The sequence below is a fragment of the Paenibacillus konkukensis genome (assembly GCF_023523925.1).
In the GTDB taxonomy this organism is placed as follows: domain Bacteria; phylum Bacillota; class Bacilli; order Paenibacillales; family NBRC-103111; genus Paenibacillus_S; species Paenibacillus_S doosanensis.
The window spans coordinates 7081483-7101182 of sequence record NZ_CP027059.1 but is presented as its reverse complement, the minus strand read 5'-3'; the positions used below and the strand labels follow the sequence as shown (position 1 = coordinate 7101182).

Annotated in this window: 17 protein-coding genes; 6 read left to right on the top strand and 11 right to left on the bottom strand. The window is 55.6% G+C overall.

Annotated elements, in window-relative coordinates:
• Window positions 1-93: 93 nt before the first annotated feature.
• Together SK3146_RS30830 and SK3146_RS30825 are read right to left on the bottom strand one after the other, a co-directional pair.
• Complete coding sequence (locus tag SK3146_RS30830) at window positions 94-1422, bottom strand: ABC transporter substrate-binding protein (RefSeq protein WP_249862376.1); 1329 nt, start codon at window positions 1420-1422, stop codon at window positions 94-96.
• Between the two features lie 61 nt (window positions 1423-1483).
• Window positions 1484-2581: a mandelate racemase/muconate lactonizing enzyme family protein gene (locus tag SK3146_RS30825; RefSeq protein ID WP_249862375.1), complete on the bottom strand. Its 1098-nt coding sequence runs from the start codon at window positions 2579-2581 to the stop codon at window positions 1484-1486.
• A gap of 369 nt (window positions 2582-2950) precedes the next feature.
• On the opposite strand from SK3146_RS30825, the gene SK3146_RS30820 reads away from it, so the two are divergent.
• The 3 genes from SK3146_RS30820 (at window position 2951) to SK3146_RS30810 (ending at window position 5740) form a co-directional block, all read left to right on the top strand.
• Complete coding sequence (locus SK3146_RS30820; protein ID WP_249862374.1) at window positions 2951-3469, top strand: hypothetical protein; 519 nt, start codon at window positions 2951-2953, stop codon at window positions 3467-3469.
• 133 nt (window positions 3470-3602) lie between these two features.
• A complete protein-coding gene (locus tag SK3146_RS30815) occupies window positions 3603-4304 on the top strand; it encodes a response regulator transcription factor (protein WP_249862373.1) in 702 nt (233 codons plus the stop codon).
• A complete protein-coding gene (locus SK3146_RS30810) occupies window positions 4301-5740 on the top strand; it encodes a sensor histidine kinase (RefSeq protein WP_349655174.1) in 1440 nt (479 codons plus the stop codon). The genes SK3146_RS30815 and SK3146_RS30810 overlap by 4 nt, the downstream gene beginning before the upstream one ends.
• Before the next feature lie 92 nt (window positions 5741-5832).
• On the opposite strand, the gene SK3146_RS30805 is transcribed toward SK3146_RS30810, so the two are convergent.
• Window positions 5833-6357 (bottom strand): DinB family protein, encoded by a 525-nt coding sequence (locus SK3146_RS30805; protein WP_249862372.1) that lies wholly within the window; start codon window positions 6355-6357, stop codon window positions 5833-5835.
• A 141-nt stretch (window positions 6358-6498) separates the two neighbouring features.
• On the opposite strand from SK3146_RS30805, the gene pepT reads away from it, so the two are divergent.
• Window positions 6499-7731: a peptidase T gene (gene pepT, locus SK3146_RS30800; RefSeq protein WP_249862371.1), complete on the top strand. Its 1233-nt coding sequence runs from the start codon at window positions 6499-6501 to the stop codon at window positions 7729-7731.
• Between the two features lie 238 nt (window positions 7732-7969).
• On the opposite strand, the gene SK3146_RS30795 is transcribed toward pepT, so the two are convergent.
• The 7 genes from SK3146_RS30795 to SK3146_RS30765 all read right to left on the bottom strand — a co-directional run bounded on the left by SK3146_RS30795 (window position 7970) and on the right by SK3146_RS30765 (window position 16028).
• A complete protein-coding gene (locus SK3146_RS30795) occupies window positions 7970-8521 on the bottom strand; it encodes a glutathione peroxidase (protein ID WP_249862370.1) in 552 nt (183 codons plus the stop codon).
• 175 nt (window positions 8522-8696) lie between these two features.
• Window positions 8697-8960 (bottom strand): HPr family phosphocarrier protein, encoded by a 264-nt coding sequence (locus SK3146_RS30790; protein ID WP_249862369.1) that lies wholly within the window; start codon window positions 8958-8960, stop codon window positions 8697-8699.
• On the bottom strand, window positions 8961-10685 hold the full coding sequence (gene ptsP / locus SK3146_RS30785) for a phosphoenolpyruvate--protein phosphotransferase (protein WP_249862368.1): 1725 nt from the start codon (window positions 10683-10685) through the stop codon (window positions 8961-8963).
• A gap of 22 nt (window positions 10686-10707) precedes the next feature.
• Window positions 10708-11865 (bottom strand): mannitol-1-phosphate 5-dehydrogenase, encoded by a 1158-nt coding sequence (locus SK3146_RS30780; protein WP_249866493.1) that lies wholly within the window; start codon window positions 11863-11865, stop codon window positions 10708-10710.
• Window positions 11865-12299, bottom strand: coding sequence for a PTS mannitol transporter subunit IIA (locus SK3146_RS30775; RefSeq protein ID WP_249862367.1), 435 nt, complete (start codon window positions 12297-12299; stop codon window positions 11865-11867). The genes SK3146_RS30780 and SK3146_RS30775 overlap by 1 nt, the downstream gene beginning before the upstream one ends.
• A 35-nt stretch (window positions 12300-12334) precedes the next feature.
• Window positions 12335-14404: a BglG family transcription antiterminator gene (locus SK3146_RS30770; RefSeq protein ID WP_249862366.1), complete on the bottom strand. Its 2070-nt coding sequence runs from the start codon at window positions 14402-14404 to the stop codon at window positions 12335-12337.
• Window positions 14405-14591: 187 nt separating this feature from the next.
• Window positions 14592-16028, bottom strand: a complete 1437-nt coding sequence (locus tag SK3146_RS30765; RefSeq protein WP_249862365.1) for a PTS mannitol transporter subunit IIBC — start codon at window positions 16026-16028, stop codon at window positions 14592-14594.
• 256 nt (window positions 16029-16284) lie between these two features.
• On the opposite strand from SK3146_RS30765, the gene SK3146_RS30760 reads away from it, so the two are divergent.
• A complete protein-coding gene (locus SK3146_RS30760; RefSeq protein WP_249862364.1) occupies window positions 16285-17607 on the top strand; it encodes a TolB family protein in 1323 nt (440 codons plus the stop codon).
• 107 nt (window positions 17608-17714) lie between these two features.
• On the opposite strand, the gene SK3146_RS30755 is transcribed toward SK3146_RS30760, so the two are convergent.
• Window positions 17715-18296, bottom strand: a complete 582-nt coding sequence (locus SK3146_RS30755) for an XRE family transcriptional regulator (protein WP_249862363.1) — start codon at window positions 18294-18296, stop codon at window positions 17715-17717.
• A gap of 114 nt (window positions 18297-18410) precedes the next feature.
• Here SK3146_RS30755 and SK3146_RS30750 point away from each other — a divergent pair, with 114 nt between their 5' ends.
• A complete protein-coding gene (locus SK3146_RS30750) occupies window positions 18411-19649 on the top strand; it encodes a CynX/NimT family MFS transporter (protein WP_249862362.1) in 1239 nt (412 codons plus the stop codon).
• Window positions 19650-19700: the final 51 nt, after the last annotated feature.

Below are 19700 nucleotides of genomic sequence, written 5' to 3'. Positions count from 1 at the left end.
GGTTTCTTTAACAGTATAGAAGGCATACATTTCCGGGGCCCAACAAAATCTTTGAATGGACTTCGGAGCAAGGCTCCGCGGTGCGAGATTATCTCATTTGGTCTTGTCCTTGTCGATAATCGCCTGAAACTCCGCATTGGCCTGATCGGCCGCCGCTTTAATATCTTCGCCCAGCGCGGCTTTCACCACGACGCTGCCGACCGCGTCGCGCGCCTCGCCCACGCTGATCACCTCCGGCACGTTATGCCCGACGCCGATTTTCATCGTCTCCTGAATCGCTTCGGCAAGATCGGCCGGATACGTCTCGATGCCCTCCTTCGTCGTCCATAGAGAGCTTCTCGCGCCGGGCGCTCCCGCGCGCTGAGTCTTCAGCACGTTTTCCTTGTTCGTCGCCCATTGGATGAACTCCCACGCCGCGTCTTTATTGGCCGATTTCGAGTTGATTGCAAGCGACCAGGCCGTGATGTTGTATGGCTTGGCCCCGGCGTCGCCGGCCGGAAATTTGGCGAAACCGATCTTATCTTTTACCAGCGATTTCTCCGGATCGGTCGTGTTTTTGTACACGGAAGCGGTTTCAGCATAAAACGCGGCTTTGCCTTGAGCGAAGATAGCGGATGCTTGCGGCCAAGACATATTCAGCACCCCCTGCGGCCCGTAATCCTTAATCAAAGTCGCATAGGTTTGAAAACCCTTGATGGCCTCCGGCGTGTTGATCGCCGCCTTATCTCCCTTCATAAAGTCGCCCCCCTGCGAAAACACGAACGAGGAGACGGCCGTGACGAGGGCGTTTCTTTGACCGCGGCCGACAAAGCCGTAGAAATCATGGGCCGGATCATGCAGCTTTTTGGCGGCCGCCGTCAGTTCGTCCAGCGTCGCCGGTACGGCAATTCCATTTTTCTCCAGTATATCTTTGCGGTAGTACAGCACGAATTGGTCCGTAAAGACGGGAATCGACTCGATCTTGTTTTCGATCGTGGCCGCTTCGATGGATGATTTGGCGAAATCGGCGAAATCATAAGCCGCATCCTTATTGACATAATCGTTTAACGGCGAAGTCCACCCGTTCTTGTGGTACAAAATTTTATCCATATAAGGGCGGTACATAAACACATCGGGGCTTGCCGCATTCGTCGTAAATTGAACGGCCAGCTTTTGCTGCAGCTGATCTTCGCCGATCACTTGAAAATCCACTTTCATGCCTGTAGACGCTTCCAATTGTTGAATCGAGCCTTTGATCGTATCGCTCCAAGGATGATTCAGCGCAAATACCGTCACCTTCTTGCCCGCAAACGGCTTGTCTGCGGCCGCCGCTCCGCCCGGTTTATCCGGCGCGGCCTCCTGGCTCGGACTGCAGGCCGACGCGACGCCGACAAGCAGCGTCAGCAGCAATGCGGCGGCTGTGGTTCTCGAATGCTTGAACATATGTAGCCCTCCTCGTATCTCATATAATAATGAAAGAGCGGTTTGCCTTTTAACATGGCGATTATTTCACCCGGTACTTGTCAAAATACTCGGGAATCACCTCGGTCGATGCGCCGGGCATTTGCGGGAGCACATAGTATCCGTCCTTGACGGTAGCGGGTTCGACGAAAATATCCCGAATCCAGGGGATGTACTCCAGCATGACCGCGTTGGACGTAGCGGCCACCAGATGCTGATGAATCTGCCCCATATCGCCGACGTGAGGCACGATCGGCAAATCGTATGCGGCGGCCAAACCGGCGACCTGAAGCCATTCGGTAATACCGCCGACGCGCGTCGTATCGACCTGCACGTATTCTACGGCCCCTTGATGAATATAGTCGCGGAAAGCATATTTGCTGTACACATGCTCCCCGAGCGCGATCGGCACGTTGAGCTCGTCGGCAAGCTTTTTATGGTTCATCACGTCATCCGGGTTCAGCGGCTCCTCCAGCCAGAACAGATCGAACTCCTCCAGCTTCTTGCCCCAGGTCATCGCCGTCGTAATATTCCACATCTGATTGACGTCGACCATCAAGATCACATCGTCGCCTATCGCTTGGCGAACGGCGCGAACCCGGTCATAGTCTTCGCGCGGGTCCGGCTTGCCGACCTTCATCTTGACTCCTGTAAAGCCCTGCTCGACAAAGGCTGTGATGTCCTGAAGCAGCCGCTCCTTCGGCCAGTTTAACCAGCCTCCGTTCGTATTGTAGGCTTTGACCGGTTTGCTCTTATGACCGCCCAGATACTGCCACAGCGGCCTGCTCGCCGCCTTGGACATCAGATCCCACAGCGCGATATCCACCGCGGCCAACGCCATATGGGTAATGCCCGCCCTTCCGATCCAATGCATCTTGCCGTAACGCAGCTCGTCCCATATTTCCCTCACCATATACGGATCTTTGCCGAGCAGAACGGGCGTATAGTACCGGTCGATCGTATCCGTAATCAGTTCGTCCCCGTAGGCGCAGGTCCCCGTGTATCCATATCCGGTTATTCCTTCGTCCGTATAAATTCGGACTCCCGGCAGTCCCCAATGGGTAGGCGCGTTGATCGCGTCCGTAATCGGCGGGCTGAGCGGAACGTGAAGAATAAAGCTTTCCACCTTCGTTATTTTCATTGCGGCATTCCCCCCTTGTCTGGTCGATCTACAGCTCAATTGTACCTTGCTTTAATCGGCAAGGGACAGGGCAATAATTTAAGCATTATATACGATTTTTTTACCACATCGGCATGTTCAAGTTCTTTACGGGCTAAATCGCGTAGGAACCGCATGCCTTGCCTCCGTTCATATTTGTTCATATTTTTTTAATACAATGATCTTTTTTTCCACACAGAACGGTCATGTTTATGCTGTACATTGTTCTTGTGCAGGAGCAGCAGGCTGTGGCGGCGGCAGAATCCCCTACCGGCCGCAGCAGGCCAACCGTTTGTCATCATATTTTTAATTCCTGCGCAAAAAGTAAATGTTTGGAAGGAGATGTTACTTTTGAGAACACTTTTATCGAATCGCCTGACCGTGAGAAAAACTTTGACCCTAGCTTTAAGCATGGTGTTCATTTTCGCAATGATTACAGGATGCTCCGGCGGCGGAGGCGAAAGCGGCAGCGGAGGCGTCAAGGAGGATACGGGCAGCATGCCGACGACAAGCTCTCCGTCCGGCGGTCTGGATTCATCCGGCTCGTCCGGTTCGTCTGGATCATCCGGTACATCTGGTTCGTCCGGTTCTACCGGCGCAAGCGGCGGTTCTTCGAGCTCCAGCACGGGCGGCGCAAGCAGCTCGGGAAGCTCCAGTCTGGGCGGTGCGGGAAGCAGCGGAAGTGCGGGTAGCACAGGCAGTACGGGAAGTACGGGCAGCACAGAAAGTGCAGGAAGCGCGGGCAGCTCAGTCGGCTCGGGCTCGGGAGCAACCGGCGGCAAATCTGCCGATTCCAGCCCCGGAGGCGATTCCAAAAGCGGCGACGATCTGAAGACGCCGGATGAATCCACTAACAATCCGAAGCCTTAAACGGCTTTTCATATAGATCTTATCGCGCCTTTCTTCCTCCGGGGAGAAAGGTTTTTTTTCGCATGGAACCCCCGCAAAACCGGTTGCATCCAACGAAGACTATAAGTAAACCAAAAAACGAAGAGGAGAAGCTATGAACCCTTGGAAGGTATTGGTTGTTGACGACGATCCGAACGTACGCGAAATCATTCGCCTTTATTTTGAAAAACAGCATATCGATATGATGGAAGCGCAGGACAGCTTAACCGCGCTGGACATGCTTGATAAAGAAGCTCCCGATATCATTATTCTCGACGTGATGATGCCGGTGATGGACGGCTATGAGACATGCCGGGAAATCCGCAAACGGTTCGATATCCCGATCATTATGCTGACCGCCAAGGGCGAAGAAATCGACCGGGTGCTCGGCCTTGAGCTCGGCGCCGACGATTACGTCACGAAGCCGTTCAGTCCCCGGGAGCTTATCGCCAGAATCAAGGCGATTTTCCGCCGAATGCAGCCGCGCAAGCTGCAGGATGAAGCGGAGCCGGCGCAAAGCCTGGAATTTGACGGGCTGTCCATTTATGTGGACCGGCGCGAGGTCGTTGCCGGCGACGGCGAGAAGCTGAGCCTGCGGCCCAAGGAATTCGATTTGCTCGCCCATATGGCCAAATCGCCGGGCAACGTCTTTACGCGCGAGCAGCTGCTGGAGCAAGTGTGGGGATACGATTTTGCCGGGGATAACCGGACCGTGGACGTTCATGTGAAGAAGCTGCGGGAGAAGCTCGGCCCGCACAAAAACGACTGCATCGTGACGGTCTGGGGCATCGGCTATAAATTTGCGGTGGAACCATGATTTTCGGGATTAACAAAAGCATTTTCCGGCGCATTCTGTTCAGCAATATGTTCACGGTGCTGCTCGGATTGTGCGTCGTCGGGCTGATGATTTCCTTTTTGACCAAGGATTATATTATCGATTCCAAGAAGGACGAGCTGCTGCGCAAAGCCAAGCGCGTCAACGTTGCGGTGCAAAACGTCCGTCTCCCGGACGATGGGCTGAAGGACCTGCTGCTTTTCTTCGACCAATCCTACGACACGCGCATCTGGTTGTTTGACCTGCAGGGTAAAATCGTCGCCACCTCGGCCAAAGACGAGGTGTACATCGGCAAATCCGTAGACGCCTCAATCGTCGCCAAAGTAAGCAAAGGCGAGAATACCGTCATGAATATGGAATTCGAGGGACTGAAGGAACAGATGCTCTCCGTCGTCGTCCCCTGGGGCAAAGACAATCAGCTGTACGGCGGCATCGTTCTGCACGCCCCGGTCACCGGTATGAACGAGACGATCACAAATTTGCGCGAAACGATACTGTGGGGCACCCTGTTCGGCCTCCTGCTCTCTGCGGTCATCGCCTCCTATTTATCGTGGACGATTTCGCAGCCGCTGCAAAAAATCGACCGCGCCGCCGCCAAAATCGGCATGGGCGATTACAGCGAACGCATCCGCATCCAGTCCAAAGACGAAATAGGCGAGCTCGCCTCCACGATCAACCATATGGTGGAAAAATTGGAGATCGTTGATCAGGAGAAAAAGAAGCTGGAGCACATCCGCCAAGATTTTCTCGCCAACGTCTCGCATGAGCTGCGAACACCGTTAACGGCAATGCAGGGCTTCCTGGAGGCACTGCAGGACGGCTTGATCGACGAAGCGGCCAAGCCGCGTTATTACGGCATTATTTATAACGAGACGCTGCATATGAATCGGCTGGTCGACGATATTATGGACTTGATTAAGCTGGAAAATAATGAAATTATGCTCTCCCGCTCCCCGGTCGATATGGAGACGCTGCTGTCGCAAATTGCCTTCAAATTCGAGCCCGAGGCAACCGACAAGCAAACCGAAATCGAGCTTGCGATTGCCGGTCCGCTGCCGAAAGCCTACGCCGACGCCAACCGGATGGAGCAAATATGCAACAATCTGATCAAAAACGCCATCAAATTTACCGAGAACGGACGAATTACGATTGGCGCCGCCTATGAGCAGCCGTATATTCATCTGACCTTATCCGATACGGGCATTGGCATCTCCACGGACGATCAGGAAATGATCTGGGAACGGTTTTTCAAAGTCGACCGCGGCCGCTCCAAGAAAAATCAAGGAACCGGCCTCGGCCTCGCCATCGTGAGGGAATTGGTCGCTCTGCATGAAGGAAAGATCGAGGTTCGCAGCGAGATCGACAAAGGCACGACGTTCGACGTCTGGATTCCGACGGTGGAGACGGTGCAGAAATGAGCCGCTTATCCTGTTTCTATAGCTGAAGAAGCCTGAGCCGCAACGGCCAGGCTTTTTGCTGCTGCCGTCGTCCCGGCGGACAGGCGGCGTCGTTACTTTTTCAAGATGCCCAAATATTCCTTCCACGGCCCGACGTCCGCCCTGTATCTCTCCGCCATGACTCGAACGATTTGCGCCATATGGGTTAAATCATGGACGACCCAGGTGGACACAAGCTCCCGCAATTTCACGCTGCCGAAAGCCGGATGCGAGCCCGTCAGCTCCAAATGCCGCTCCGGATCGACAAGAGCTTTCAACTTGGCTATGTTATGCGACCGGATCGTTTTAAATTCGCGCAGCGTCTGCTCCCATGACGCGGATTTCGGTTCATGCAAATGCGAATACCGGTCAAACGGAGGGAACGGTTTGCCGTCGCCTTCTTGAAGAATAAACTCCAGCCGCGGCATCCAGTTATGCTTCTCCCCTTCGATGAGATGTTCGATCACTTCCGTAGCGGTCCACGTGCCTTCGCCTTCATTGCATTGCAGCCACCCGGGGGACAAGCCGGATAAAAAATATTCCAACGTTTGCGGCGTCCGTTCCAAAACCTCGATCGCTTCTTCCATCGTAAAATTCATAAGCACGCTCCTCTCCCCAAATCAATCATGAAGCAATATTATCATAACAGCTGGGCGGCTCGAAGAAAACTGCTCCCCGCTCGCCCGATTGGTCTTGGCTTCGACTTGATTTATAATGGAGGAAAAGGAGATGATGATCCATTGAAAAAGCAATTGATTCAACGTCTGACCGCCTATGCACAAGTCGATTCGCAGTCTGACGCCGGCAGTACGACCTGCCCTACGACGCCGGGCCAATTAACGCTCGCCCGCATGTTAGTCGACGAATTGAAGGGCATCGGAATGTCCGAAGTGACGATGGATGCCAACGGATATGTGATGGCTACGCTCCCTGCGAACACCGTCAAGGAGGTGCCGACCATCGGCTTTATGGCGCATATGGATACGGCCACAGATTTTACGGGAGCCGGCGTCAAGCCCCGAGTCGTCGAGCATTACGACGGGAAGGATATCGTCTTGAACGAAGAACAGCGCATCGTGCTGTCCCCCGCAGATTTTCCCGCGCTGGCGGGCTATGCCGGGCATACTCTCGTGACGACCGACGGAACGACGCTGCTCGGCGCGGACGACAAGGCGGGCATTGCCGAGATTATGACGGCGATGGACTTCCTTCTGCAGCATCCGGAGATCAAGCACGGCCGGGTCCGCGTCGCCTTTACCCCGGACGAGGAGATCGGCAGAGGTCCGCACCGGTTCGATGTGGCGGCGTTCGGCGCTTCCTGCGCCTACACGGTGGACGGAGGACCGTTAGGCGAGCTGCAATACGAAAGCTTCAACGCGGCGCAGGCGATCGTCACCTGCAAGGGCAAAATCGTACACCCCGGCACGGCCAAAGGAAAGATGGTCAATTCCGCCAAGATCGCCATGGAGTTCAACGGCAAACTGCCGGTTCAGGAAGCGCCGGAGCATACCGAAGGGTACGAGGGCTTTTTCCATCTCATCTCGGTGCACGGGGATGTGGAAGAAACGAAGCTGCATTATATTATTAGGGATTTTGACAAAACCGCCTTTAACAATAGAAAGCAGCTGATGACGCAGATAGCCAAGGAGCTGGAAGCGCGGTACGGACAAGGGCGCATTTCGGTAGAAATCACGGATCAGTACTATAACATGCGGGAGAAAATCGAGCCGGTCCGCGGCATCGTCGACATCGCCCGCGAAGCGATGGAAAGTCTGGGGATCGCGCCCGTCATCGAGCCGATTCGCGGCGGAACGGACGGGTCGCAGTTGTCGTATATGGGGCTGCCTACGCCGAATCTTTTTACAGGCGGAGAAAACTATCACGGGCGGTATGAGTTCGTGTCCGTCGACAATATGGAAAAAGCGACGAACGTGATCGTTGAGATTATACGGCGTTTCGAGCAGCGCGCTTAAGACCGGTTTCGATCCTCGACGCCGAGGCGCATACATAACGGATACGGCGGCGAAGTAAGCGCAAATTTACCGTAGAACTGCATGCCCACGCCCTGCGTCCCCGGAATTTCGCTGCTGTGTGACGGACGACGAATCCGTTCACGCGATCCGGGGATAACAGGGCTCGCCGTCCCGCGGCCAGCGCAGCAGGCGTATGTCGCCGCGCTTTACCGCCGAATGATACGGACGATAAATCAAACTACGCTAGCAGCAGGTAGCGGATATCCGGTTCGATGTCCGCAGGCTCGATCGTGCATTCGTACCTGCTCTTCACCCGGCCCCTCCGATCGATCAAAAACTTGGAGAAATTCCATTTGACCCCGTCGCCCTCATAGATGCCGGGGTATTTTTCCATAAGAAACTCCCGCATCCAACGGCCTTCGGAGGTTTGGGGATCAAACCCTCGAAACGGCGCTTGCCCGGTCATATATTGAAATAAAGGATGCGCATCCGCTCCGATCACCTCGATTTTTTCAAATAGCCCGAACGTCACTCCGAATCGGCTGTCGCAATACGTCTGAATTTGCGCATTATTTTCGGGCTCCTTATCGTTGAATTGGTTGCACGGAAACCCGAGAATTTCCAATCCCGCTGCGCGATACGCGTCATAAAGCTGTTGAAGCCCTTCGAATTGTTTGGAGTATCCGCACCGGCTCGCCGTATTTACGATAAGAAGAACCTTTCCGCGGTAAGCCGACAAACAGACGGGTTTGCCGTCGATCGTTCGAGCCTCATATTGATAGACAGACATGGCTTAAATCCCCTTTCAATGGCGCTAGTGTTACAACTTATCATAAAGGCAAATTGTTTATTCGTCTAATATATAATTGAAATTGATTTAATAGGTAATTGCTATAAGTTTCGCATAATAAAAAAAGCCCCGGTCCAAACGGAACTCAGGACCGGGGCCGCTTATGGCCTTTATACTATTCCTCGTAAATTTTGGTCAGCAAAGCGCCCAGCGCTTCCATAGCCTGCTCTTCCTGCTCGCCGTCAACCTCAAGCAGCACTTCGTCATTTTGAGCGAGTCCCAAAGTCAGCATGCTCAGCGAGCTTTTGCCGTTCACTTTTTTGCCGTTTTTCGTCAAGTTGATTTTACATGGAAATTCGCTTGCTTGTTGAACGAATATTTTGGTAGGGCGGGCATGAAAGCCCGACGGGTTCATCACGGTAAACGATTGAGACAGCATTTATGCTTCACTCCTTGTCAATTGTTGAACGAATTGTTTGACCTCCGCTTGGCTGCGCATCGCCAGCGCCTTGCGGGCATGATCGGCCCATTCGGTCTGCGGCAGCTTGCCGATCAGCGCTCTGGCCGGCAGGATCGATCCGGCGCTCATGCTGAACTCGTGCAGTCCGAGCCCGAGCAGCAGCGGGATCGCCGTTTCGTCTCCGGCCATTTCCCCGCACATGCCGACCCATTTGCCTTCGCGCTCCGCCGCGCGGATAACCATATCGATCAGGCGGAGAATCGCCGGATGGCTGGGCTGGTACAAGTACGCAACCGTCTCGTTCATCCGGTCCGCCGCCATCGTATATTGAATCAGATCGTTCGTGCCGATGCTGAAAAAGTCGACGTCTTTGGCGAAGCTGTCCGCTGCGAGCGCAGCCGCAGGCACCTCGATCATCATCCCGACTTCGATATGCCCGGCAACGGTCACGCCTTCGCCGAGCAGCTTCTCCGTCTCCTCCTGCAGCAGGCGCTTGGCTTCCCACAGCTCTTCCACAACGGCGATCATCGGAAACATAATTTTCAGCTGCCCGTAGGCGCTGGCCCGAAGCAGCGCCCGCAGCTGCGTGCGGAACAGATCTTGACGGTCGAGGCACAGCCTCAATGCCCGCAGCCCGAGAAACGGGTTGCTCTCTTCAGGCAGCTTCATGTACGGAAGCTTTTTGTCCCCGCCGATATCGAGCGTGCGGATGACGACCGGCTTGCCGTTCATTTTCTCCAGCACATATTGATATACTTTAAACTGCTCTTCCTCGGTAGGCAGCGCGCTGCGGCCCATATACAAAAACTCGGTGCGGAACAAGCCGATTCCTTCCGCTCCGTTATCCAGCGCTTTCTGCACATCCTCGACGCTGCCGATATTGGCTGCAAGCTCCACTTGGCGGCCGTCGGAGGACAGCGAAGGCTGATCGATCAATTGTTTCAGTTCCGCCTTGCGGGCGTCGTACTGCTCTTTTTTCCGCAAATACGCCTGAAGCTCTTGCTCATCCGGATCGACGACAATCCGTCCTTCCACCGCGTCCAATATGACGGTAACCCCGCTCGCAATTCCAGCCGCCGCGGCTCCCGCGCCGACAACCGCCGGAATTTCCAACGAGCGTGCCATAATGGCGGAATGGGACGTTCTGCTGCCGATTTCGGTGATGAAGCCCATCACCAGATCGGGATTGAGCTGCGCCGTATCGGACGGCGTCAAATCCTCGGCGATGAGTATTGCCGGCGCCGACAGATCGGCAACCGAGCCGTACGATTCTCCGCGAAGGCGGCTGAGCACGCGGCCGGATACGTCCTTCACGTCGACCGCGCGCTCCCGCAGCAGCTCGTTATCCATCGCCATCAAAGCTTCGATGAAAGTTCCGGCCACTTCATAGAGCGCATAATCGGCGTTGACCGATTCGTCTTTGATTTTATCCGTAACGGCATCGATAAGATCCGGATCTTCCAGAAGCAGCAGATGCGCCTCGAAAATTTCCGCTTTCTGCGCGCCGAGCCTGCTCTCCGTCATCTCCCGGATCGTCTGAAGCTGCTCTTGCGCCTCCTTCACGGCCTGCGCAAAGCGCGCCGCCTCCTGCTCGGGATCGGCCACCGAGCTGCGGACAGGCGTTTGCTGAACGGTTTGCAGCCGGAACGCTTGCGCGACGGCTATGCCCGGCGAGGCCGCTACCCCTGTCAAATGATTCGACATTTCCAACCGCTCCTTCCTCGAGTTAAAGTGTATTAGACGGCTTCCACGCCGAGTATTGTTTCATAACCATCTCATGAACCGGATGATCTTCCGGTATGCTTGTATACCGTGTCAAAGCCGCGCCTGCGCCGAGCTCCTTTACGGCAGCCTGAAGCTCCGCCGCTTCCGGGTCGTCGGCATAGTCGAAGCGCAGCGCCGCCGCCATAACGCCGGCCAGACGCACTGGCTCGATACCGCCCGCGAACGCCTGCAGCGCCGGGCGCACCAGTCTGTCGTTCGGCGACAGCTTGCGGATCGGCGAACGGCCGACGCGGACGACTTCATCGGTCAAGTACGGATTGCGGAACCGTTCCATAATTTTCGCAATATAGCTCGTATGCTCTTCGGCGTTGAAGGAATATTTGTACACGAGCATTTTGCCGGTTTCATCCAGCGCCTCGCGAACGTGCCGGGCTATCGCCTCGTCGGCCATAGCCTCCTGAATCGTCGCTATTCCTTGCAAATAACCGAGATAAGCGGCGCTGCAATGGCCGGTATTGACGGTGAACAGCTTGCGCTCGATGTAAGGCTCAAGCTGCTGCACATAGTGAACGCCCTTCACCGGCTCGAACCCTTCGAACATGGACGAGCGGTCGACGACCCATTCGTAGAACGGCTCAACCGTAACATGCAACGGGTCTTCATGGTGCTGGAGCGGCACGATCCGGTCCACGGCCGCATCGGGGAAGGCAACGCGGCTGTCCGCTTGCTGGCGCTCCTCTTCGTTAAGATGCGAGTACACATGCTCTTTCAGCTGCGTGCTGCCGCCGATCGCATTCTCGCAGGCAATAATATGCAGCGGCGCGGCGCCCGCCGCAAGTCTGCGGCGTATGCCGGACGCTATATTGCCGGCGATGAATTTCAATATGTTCACGCCGACCGCCGTCGTGACCAGATCCGCTCCGGCTACCGCCGCGGCGACTTGCTCGGCGTCGTTGCCGCTGATCGCCGTAACGCCGCGGACCGTTACCGTATCTTGCGACTCGTTAGCGAGCGAGACCGTATATTCTCGGCGCTCCCGCAGCAAGCCCACAAGCGTCTCGTTCACATCGACGAAAGTAACTTCGTAACCGGAGTCGGACAGCAAGAGGCCGATAAACCCGCGGCCGATGTTGCCCGCTCCGAAATGAACCGCCCTCATCATTCCATCCCGCTTTCAAAGATGGCGAGCAGCTCCTCGGCCGTAGAAGCCTTCAAAATGCCCTCCAAATTATCGTCATCCGAACAGATCATCGCTACGTTGGTCAGTATTTCCAGATGGTCGTCTCCGTCCGCCGCGATACCGACCAACAAATAGGCTTTCTCCCCTTCGCCGAAATCGACGCCTTCCGGGATCTGCAGAATCGACAACCCCGTCGAGCGGATAAATTGCTTCGAGTCCTGCGTTCCATGCGGAATAGCAAGTCCCCCGCCCATGTAAGTGGATAACGTCTGTTCTCTCTCGATCATTTTCTCGATATACGGAAGCTCGGCATGTCCAGCGTCCACCAACAGTTGTCCCGCCAAGCGGATCGCTTCGTATTTGTCTTCGACCTTCACGTTCAATCTGACTTTCTCTTTGGATAAAACACTCATGGTTATCTCTCCATTTCCCTTTATATTCTTCGTCGTTATTGCGTTTTATCGATAAAAAAGCGCGCCAACTCCTCGCTCAAAAACCGCTTGATCTCCTCCGGCTCCCCGCGCTCCAGCAGCCCGATCATCTCCGGAACAAGCAGCAGCGCGCTGATCTCGCTGAGCACTTCAAGACTCTCCTTCGCCAGCTCGCGCGGTCCCAGCATCAGCAGTATATGCCGGACTTCCGTCGGCCCTTCCGCCTCCAGCACGATAGACTCGCTCAATCGAAATAAGGTTAGCGACGGCCAGCGGACATATTCGCTCCGCGTATGAAACAATGCCACCGACGTATCCGGAATGAGCTGGCTTCCCAGCTTCTCTCTCTCGACCAGTTGATCGGCGACAGGGCCCGCTTGGTCAAGTACGCCCGCTTCCTTCACATAAGCGCACAGCTCAAGCACCACATCCCGCAAGCTGGCGGACGGCCCCCCGGCAAGGTGCACCCGGAACTGCCCGATCAGCCGGACGATTTCATCCAAATACGCTTTGAGCTTGAGCAGCCGCTCCCATGTTCCTTGTCCTTCGTTTGCGGCCGGCCGCTTCGCGGAAGGGGTCTTTTTCAGTGTAATATCCTGGATGAACCGGCGCAACCGCTCCGCTTCCTCTTTGGTCAACAGCGGGCTAAGCTTAATATACTGATCCGCTTCCAGCGGCAGATCGACCGTCGAGACAATCAGATCGTACGTCTCTCCCGGCAGCCGCGCAGCTTCGTACCATGATACGTTGCCGACAATCTCGATCTGCGGAAATTGCTTGCCGATCCGAATCGCCAGCATCTTCGAGGAGCCGATTCCGCTGGTGCACACCAGAATGGCCCGCACGTTGCGGCGAAATTGATTCAGCCTCTCCAGGGAAGCGCCGAAATGCATAACCAGAAAGCCAACCTCTTCATCGGGCACGGCGACATCGGTAATGACGCTATCGACCCCTTCGCGTAAAATTCCGAATAAGTAGTCGTAATCTTTTTTGATCTGGGCAAGCAGCGGGTTGCGGATATAAGCGCCGTGACGAAGTCTCTCCAGCGCGGATTCCAGATGGCTCAGCAACCCTTCCCTGAGCGTACGGTCTTCGGTTACGTTAACTCCCGTCCGTTCCTCCGCGTAACGAATCAGCCTGTTCATTTTATCTATCAGGCTAAGGTCGTCCTGCGGCAGCAAGCCGTTGATTGCGCCTGCCGGGCCCAGCGTCGCTTCGCGAAGCAGCTCGGCAATATAGGCCGTTTCATCTTCGGTAAATTCGATCCCGAGCCTCGCGGATAGCGAAGCAATGATCGGCCTCGCAAACTCCGGCACTTCGCCTGGCGGATGCGAGCCGCCCCGCTTCCTCGATTTCATCCTAATCCCCTGTTCGATCCGCTTAACCGCGGTAGACAGACGGACTAACAGCTCCGTGTAGGCGCCCTCAGCCAAATCGGCGTTTCTCAGCCGCTCCCATTCCCACAGAGCGTTCTCAATTTCCATCAGAAACGGTTTGCCGACCATATTCAGCAGCTTTGCCGTCGCCGGGCGCACCGTCCGTCCGGTCGGCCCGAATAAATCGGAATCGTCCAGATGCTCTCCGGCCAAATAGCCTATAGCCTTCTGCTTGCTTGTCTCCGATCCGTTGATTTCGACCCCGTAGCCCCGCCTTCGCACCAGCTGCAGGCCGCGCTTGCCGATCCAAGACTCCAATTCGTCCAGATCGTGGCCCACGGTAGGCATCGTCACTTTCATGTCGTGAGCCAGCGTAAACAGCTTCACCGGCTCCTGAGCCTCGAGCAGCGAGCAGAGAATCCACACTTTGCGGTCCTCCGCGGAAAAATCAACCGCACTTGTACGGGACAATCTTTCGCGGAATGACTCCAGTTGTTCCGGGTCATCCGCATAAATTTGAATGCCGATGCCGGATTTCTTATGAAGCTTCAATCCGTACGCTTCCACGATCTGCTCCACCTCGGACAACTCCCGGTGAACCGTTCGGGTGCTTACATTGATTGCCGCCGCAATCTCACCGGCTGTAATCTCGTCCTTCCGGTTCAGCAGGAGCTCCAGTATTTGGCGATGTCTGCTGGAAACGTTCAACATGGGCATCTTCCTCATACATAAAATGGCATAACTCCGGCGCTGACGGCAGCGGCGAACAAGCTTTTTCCGAACTGCCGCAGGCTCTATCGCATTCACCGTACGGCGAACGACAAACCTTTTTTTTGAAATCGGCTGCCCTGCTCTTGTTCACCGCGCTCTCGCACCGGTGTTATGCGCTATTATACAATCAGCTTAATCGTTGGACCAATTCGTCGTATTCCGGGCTTTTCAGGAAATTATCGATCGAGATGTGCTCGGCCTTCGGCGCCTGCGCCTTGGCTCGATCCGTCAGCGATTTATGCGTAATGACGATATCGGCGTCGCCCGGAATTTCACTGATCGCGGTGTTGATAACCGTTACGTCCACACCCGCCGCCTTCATTTTTTTGCGTAGAATCGAAGCGCCCATGGCGCTCGAGCCCATACCTGCATCGCATGAAAAGACAATTTTGCGGACATCTTCTTTGGCGAGAACCGTACCTGCCGAGCTTGCCGCAGCCGGAGCGGATGGGCTGGCATTGCCCGCTGCTTTCATCTGCTTCATTTTTGCCGACGCTTCTTCCAAATCGCCTTCGTCCTGCTCATCCTTACGCGTTGTTTTCAGCAGCAGGGCGGCGACTAGGAACGAGACGATCGTCGCTGTAATCACCCCGGTGAATACGGCCAGCAAGCCGCCTTTCGGCGCCATCGCGATGTAAGCGAATATACTTCCCGGCGACGGTGTCGCAACGAGTCCCGCATGGAACAGCGAGAAGGTGAATGTGCCTGTCACGCCGCCGGCCATAGCCGCCAAGATCAAGCGGGGGTTCATCAAAATATACGGAAAGTAAATTTCATGAATCCCGCCGAGAAAATGAATGATTGCCGCTCCGGGAGCGGATTGCTTAGCGGTGCCGCGTCCGACCAGCCAATAGGCGAGCAAGATGCCAAGTCCCGGTCCGGGATTCGATTCGAGCATAAAAATAATCGATTTGCCTGTTTTGGCCGCTTGATCGAGCGCGATCGGGCTAAGTACGCCGTGGTTGATCGCATTATTCAGGAAAAGCACTTTCCCCGGCTCGATCAAAATATTGGCCAGCGGCAGCAAGCCCGCGTTAACGAGAACCTGTACCCCTGCGGCCAACGTTTTACTGATGACTTCTACGACAGGGCCGACCCCCGTGTAGGCGATGAGGGCAAGCACCCCGCCGATAATCCCCGACGAGAAGTTGTTGACGAGCATTTCGAAGCCGGAACGGATTTTGCCTTCGATCGATTTGTCGAACTGCTTCAAAATCCACGCCGATCCGGGACCGACGATCATGGCTCCGAGAAACATCGGGATGTCGGCTCCGACAACGACGCCCATCGTAGCGACGGCGCCGATGACGCCTCCGCGCTGCCCGTGAATCATAGTCCCTCCGGTATAACCGATGAGAACAGGCAGCAAATACGTGATGATCGGGCTCACCAGCTTAGCTAAATATTCATTCGGGATCCAGCCTGTCGGAATAAATAATGCCGTGATTAATCCCCAGGCGATGAAGGCGCCGATGTTCGGCATAACCATCCCGCTCAAAAAACGCCCGAAGCGCTGCACCTTCACCCGAACTCCGCCGGATGCTTGCTGTGCTGCTGTATTCATGTAGGATTCCTCCCTTTAAGTTTTGAAATGCCGCTGCTTTAATAAAAATTTGTGCAAGCGTTATCTGTCTTTATCGTAAGCCACGGCGGTTTGTTCTTCAACCTAAGGATAAACGTGTCCCGTCATCAACGCTGTTGACACTTTTTTAATTTAGCATGTTCAACTTTTGCAAAAAATACTGTATGAGGCTTGAGCCGGTAGAGTACATTAACGTCGAAACCTACTATCCAACGTCTAAACAAAGGAAAGATCTCTCATGAAAATACGGCAAAAGTTTCTCGGGAAACACCTGTTTGTCTGGAAACGAATATTTTGCTTGCTGGCAGCGGTGCTCTTGACGGCAGGCTTTTGCGGAGAAAGCTATGCTGACCCGGAATCGGCGCCCGTTCATCCCGTAAAGGCGGCGTTTGTGCGTAAAGGCAATCTATGGGTCAAAGCGGGAACGGAGGAAAAGCAGCTGACGGACCTGGGAGGCGTATCCGGTCCCAAATGGTCTTACGACGGCCAATGGATTGCCTACAACCGTTCGCAGAACGGAAGCGATCAGGAGGTATGGCTCTATAATGCGAAGGATGGCCGCCATGAGCAGATCTACGCGCGCGGCGGGACGAATCTGCAGTGGTCCCCGGTGCGCAATATGCTGGCGTTCCAAGACCAAACCGTGCTGAATATTACGGATACGGACGTCTTACCCCGGCAGCATTTTGACAATGTGGCGCTGGGGGTGAACAATTATTCATGGCTGCCCGACGGCTCCGGTTTTCTGGCTTCCACCGCGGCTGACCGTCTGCCCGACGGCTGGACGAACCCGGTGCTGTACTTGATTCCTTACGACGCCAAAATGGACGATAAAAAAATGAAACGATTTTTTACGATTCCTTCCGAACTTACCGGAGGCAGCGTCACCGTGCTGTCGATCGGCACGTCGATTTTCAAATGGTCGGCCGACCGGAGATGGATTTCATTCGTCGTTCACCCTACGGCTTCCTGGTCCGCCGATAGCGATATGTTATGCTTGCTTTCCGCCGACGGCAAACGCTTTAAGCCGGTGGATGAAATGCTGGCCAACTCCGGTTGGTTCAAGTGGGCACCTGCCCGCAGCCGATTGGCTTATATTCAAGGCGGTGGCCGGATGGCGCTGGAGAATAAACATCTGAAAGTGAAGGAGCTGCCGGCTTTGCACCTGCCGGCGCTTACCCCGAAAGGCTATGCGGACGTCGGCTTTACTTGGGTTACGAGCGAGAAGCTCGTCGTATCCCGATCGGCGGAGAGCGCATGGCAGCAGGACCCGTCGCAGCGCCCGCTGCCGGCGCTTGTTCAGCTGAACATTCAAGATCCGCAGCAGCAGCCGGTATCCTCCCCGCCTGCCGGTTACGGAGACTACGCTCCTCAATATCTGAAGAGCAGCCGCCGGCTTGGCTGGGTGCGCTCAAACCGGGAGAAAGCCGGCGTAATGCTGGGCAAGGATAACGGCGCGGAGGCGGTCTTATGGATTGAATCCGTGGATTTAGGCTCGAATTATTACGAGCAGTGGGATTGGAGCGAGGTGCTATGCTGGTATGACGGCACTTCTTCTTGAGAAAGACGCCTTGCCTCACGCGGCGCCCGCTCGTCTAAAAGCCTCTGCGCAAGCGATTTGACGAAGACTTAGCTGCAGGCGCTGCGCATTATGATTATGCTTAAGGCTTATTGCTTCTCACGCTCCAGCGAGATCAGCAAAACTGCGGTATCGTCCGAATCATTCACATACGTGTGAACGCAGCCGCCGCGGAACCGGATCGCATCATGCGGGTGCAGCTCATGCTCGACATCGGAGACGATGATGCGGGCGATACCGGACATCAGCGCAGCGGTTTCCATGACGTCGGCCGGATGATAATCGGAAGAATACTTGCTGCGAGGCGCCAAATAGGCACGGTATATTTCCGTTCCTCCGCTCATCGATTGGGGGAACATCGGCTCGATCCGCCACGGCCCGTCCGTGAACTGCATTCCTGAGCCAGCACGGGACACCTGGACGACCGTCTCCCCGGCGAACAGCGAAAACATCGGCACCGACAAACCGTCGGCTATTCTCCATAGCACGGCCAGACTCGGATTTGTCTCTCCCCTTTCGATTTTGCCGAGCGTCAGCTTGCTGACCCCGGATTTCTCCGCAAGGTCGTCTAGACTCAGCTTCTGCTCTTTGCGCAGCTGTCTAAGCTGGTGGCCGATCCGGCGGACCATCCCCTGCACTTCTTGTTCATCCTGTTCTTTAGAAATATCCAAAGGTTTCCCTCCAAATAAATTATAATTTACTTTTATTCGTTATAAGTATATTATAGTTTATTATCACATGCAATAATCGTTGATCGATTTGTTGTACAAAGGAGAGGAACTGCAATGAACAACCCCAAATCTGCTGCAATCGGGCAAGCCCATGCAGCAACAGGCATTCGCAGCGGCAGCCTGCTGCTCATGTTCGGCGTCATCCTGATCGCTTCCAACTTGCGCGCCTCCATTACTGTCGTCGGACCGTTAACGGCATCGATCCGCGCCGATACCGGCTTGTCCAATGTGCTGGCCAGTCTGCTGACCGCGCTGCCGCTTATCGCTTTCGCCTTGTTGTCTCCGCTCGCGCCCGGCATCGCCCGCCGCATCGGCATGGAGAAGACGCTGTTTATAAGCATGGCCGCCTTAACCGCGGGAATCGTGATCCGCTCGCTCCCTTCCGCAGCGGCGCTGTTCGCCGGAACAGCCGTGCTCGGCGCCTCTATCGCTATCGGCAACGTTCTGCTGCCCGGCCTGATCAAACGCGATTTTCCCGGCAAAGTCGGGTTGATGACAGGTCTGTACTCCATGTCGATGAGCCTTTGGGCCTCCTTGTCTTCCGGCATCAGTGTCCCTGTCGCCAATGGCCTCGGTCTCGGCTGGCGAGGCTCGCTCGGCTGCTGGGCCATCCTCGCCGCAGCGGGTCTAATCTTATGGCTGCCTCAGCTGAAGGCCTCCGGCGCAGCCGCCGCTGTCATCAAACGGGCCCGAACCGGCAGCTTGTGGAAATCTTCGCTGGCTTGGCAGGTCACGCTGTTCATGGGACTGCAATCGTTAGCGTTCTACGTGACGATCGCCTGGCTCCCGGCCATCTTGCACGACCGCGGCATGAGCACCGGAGCCGCCGGCTGGATGCTGTCGCTTATGCAATTCGTCAGCCTGCCGGCCTCCTTCATTATGCCGGTGCTTGCCGGACGCCGCTCCAGTCAACGCGGACTGGTCGTGTTCACGGCGCTGGTCGCGCTGCTCGGCTACTGCGGTCTGCTGCTGAGCACGTCTACGTCGCTGGCTCCGCTGTGGATCATTTTGATCGGCATCGCACAAGGCGCAAGCATCAGCTTGTCGCTCGCCTTATTCGCGCTGCGCGCCTCGAGCGCGGCCCAGGCCGCCGAGCTGTCCGGCATGGCTCAATCGTTCGGCTATTTGCTCGCCGCCGTCGGACCGATTTTGTTCGGCTATCTGCATGATTTGACGCAGTCCTGGACGGCGCCTCTGCTTGTCCTTGTCGTTTCAACGATCTTGTTCCTGCTGATCGGGCTTGGCGCGGGGCGCAGCGTTCAGCTTGGCGACTCCCGACCGGCCGCGAAATAAGCCGCCGTGCTTACAGTCCATAGCTTATAGGAACAAATCCCCCAAAAGCCA

Excerpts from the sequence above, each read along its gene's own strand:
- SK3146_RS30825 (WP_249862375.1), bottom strand. The coding sequence starts at position 2,581 with ATGAAAATAACGAAGGTGGAAAGCTTTATTCTTCACGTTCCGCTCAGC.
- SK3146_RS30790 (WP_249862369.1), bottom strand. The coding sequence starts at position 8,960 with ATGCTGTCTCAATCGTTTACCGTGATGAACCCGTCGGGCTTTCATGCC.
- SK3146_RS30760 (WP_249862364.1), top strand. The coding sequence starts at position 16,285 with ATGAAAATACGGCAAAAGTTTCTCGGGAAACACCTGTTTGTCTGGAAA.
- SK3146_RS30805 (WP_249862372.1), bottom strand. The coding sequence starts at position 6,357 with ATGAATTTTACGATGGAAGAAGCGATCGAGGTTTTGGAACGGACGCCG.
- SK3146_RS30765 (WP_249862365.1), bottom strand. The coding sequence starts at position 16,028 with ATGAATACAGCAGCACAGCAAGCATCCGGCGGAGTTCGGGTGAAGGTG.
- SK3146_RS30830 (WP_249862376.1), bottom strand. The coding sequence starts at position 1,422 with ATGTTCAAGCATTCGAGAACCACAGCCGCCGCATTGCTGCTGACGCTG.
- SK3146_RS30795 (WP_249862370.1), bottom strand. The coding sequence starts at position 8,521 with ATGTCTGTCTATCAATATGAGGCTCGAACGATCGACGGCAAACCCGTC.
- SK3146_RS30810 (WP_349655174.1), top strand. The coding sequence starts at position 4,301 with ATGATTTTCGGGATTAACAAAAGCATTTTCCGGCGCATTCTGTTCAGC.
- ptsP (WP_249862368.1), bottom strand. The coding sequence starts at position 10,685 with ATGTCGAATCATTTGACAGGGGTAGCGGCCTCGCCGGGCATAGCCGTC.
- SK3146_RS30815 (WP_249862373.1), top strand. The coding sequence starts at position 3,603 with ATGAACCCTTGGAAGGTATTGGTTGTTGACGACGATCCGAACGTACGC.
- SK3146_RS30780 (WP_249866493.1), bottom strand. The coding sequence starts at position 11,865 with ATGAGGGCGGTTCATTTCGGAGCGGGCAACATCGGCCGCGGGTTTATC.
- SK3146_RS30770 (WP_249862366.1), bottom strand. The coding sequence starts at position 14,404 with ATGTTGAACGTTTCCAGCAGACATCGCCAAATACTGGAGCTCCTGCTG.
- SK3146_RS30750 (WP_249862362.1), top strand. The coding sequence starts at position 18,411 with ATGAACAACCCCAAATCTGCTGCAATCGGGCAAGCCCATGCAGCAACA.
- SK3146_RS30775 (WP_249862367.1), bottom strand. The coding sequence starts at position 12,299 with ATGAGTGTTTTATCCAAAGAGAAAGTCAGATTGAACGTGAAGGTCGAA.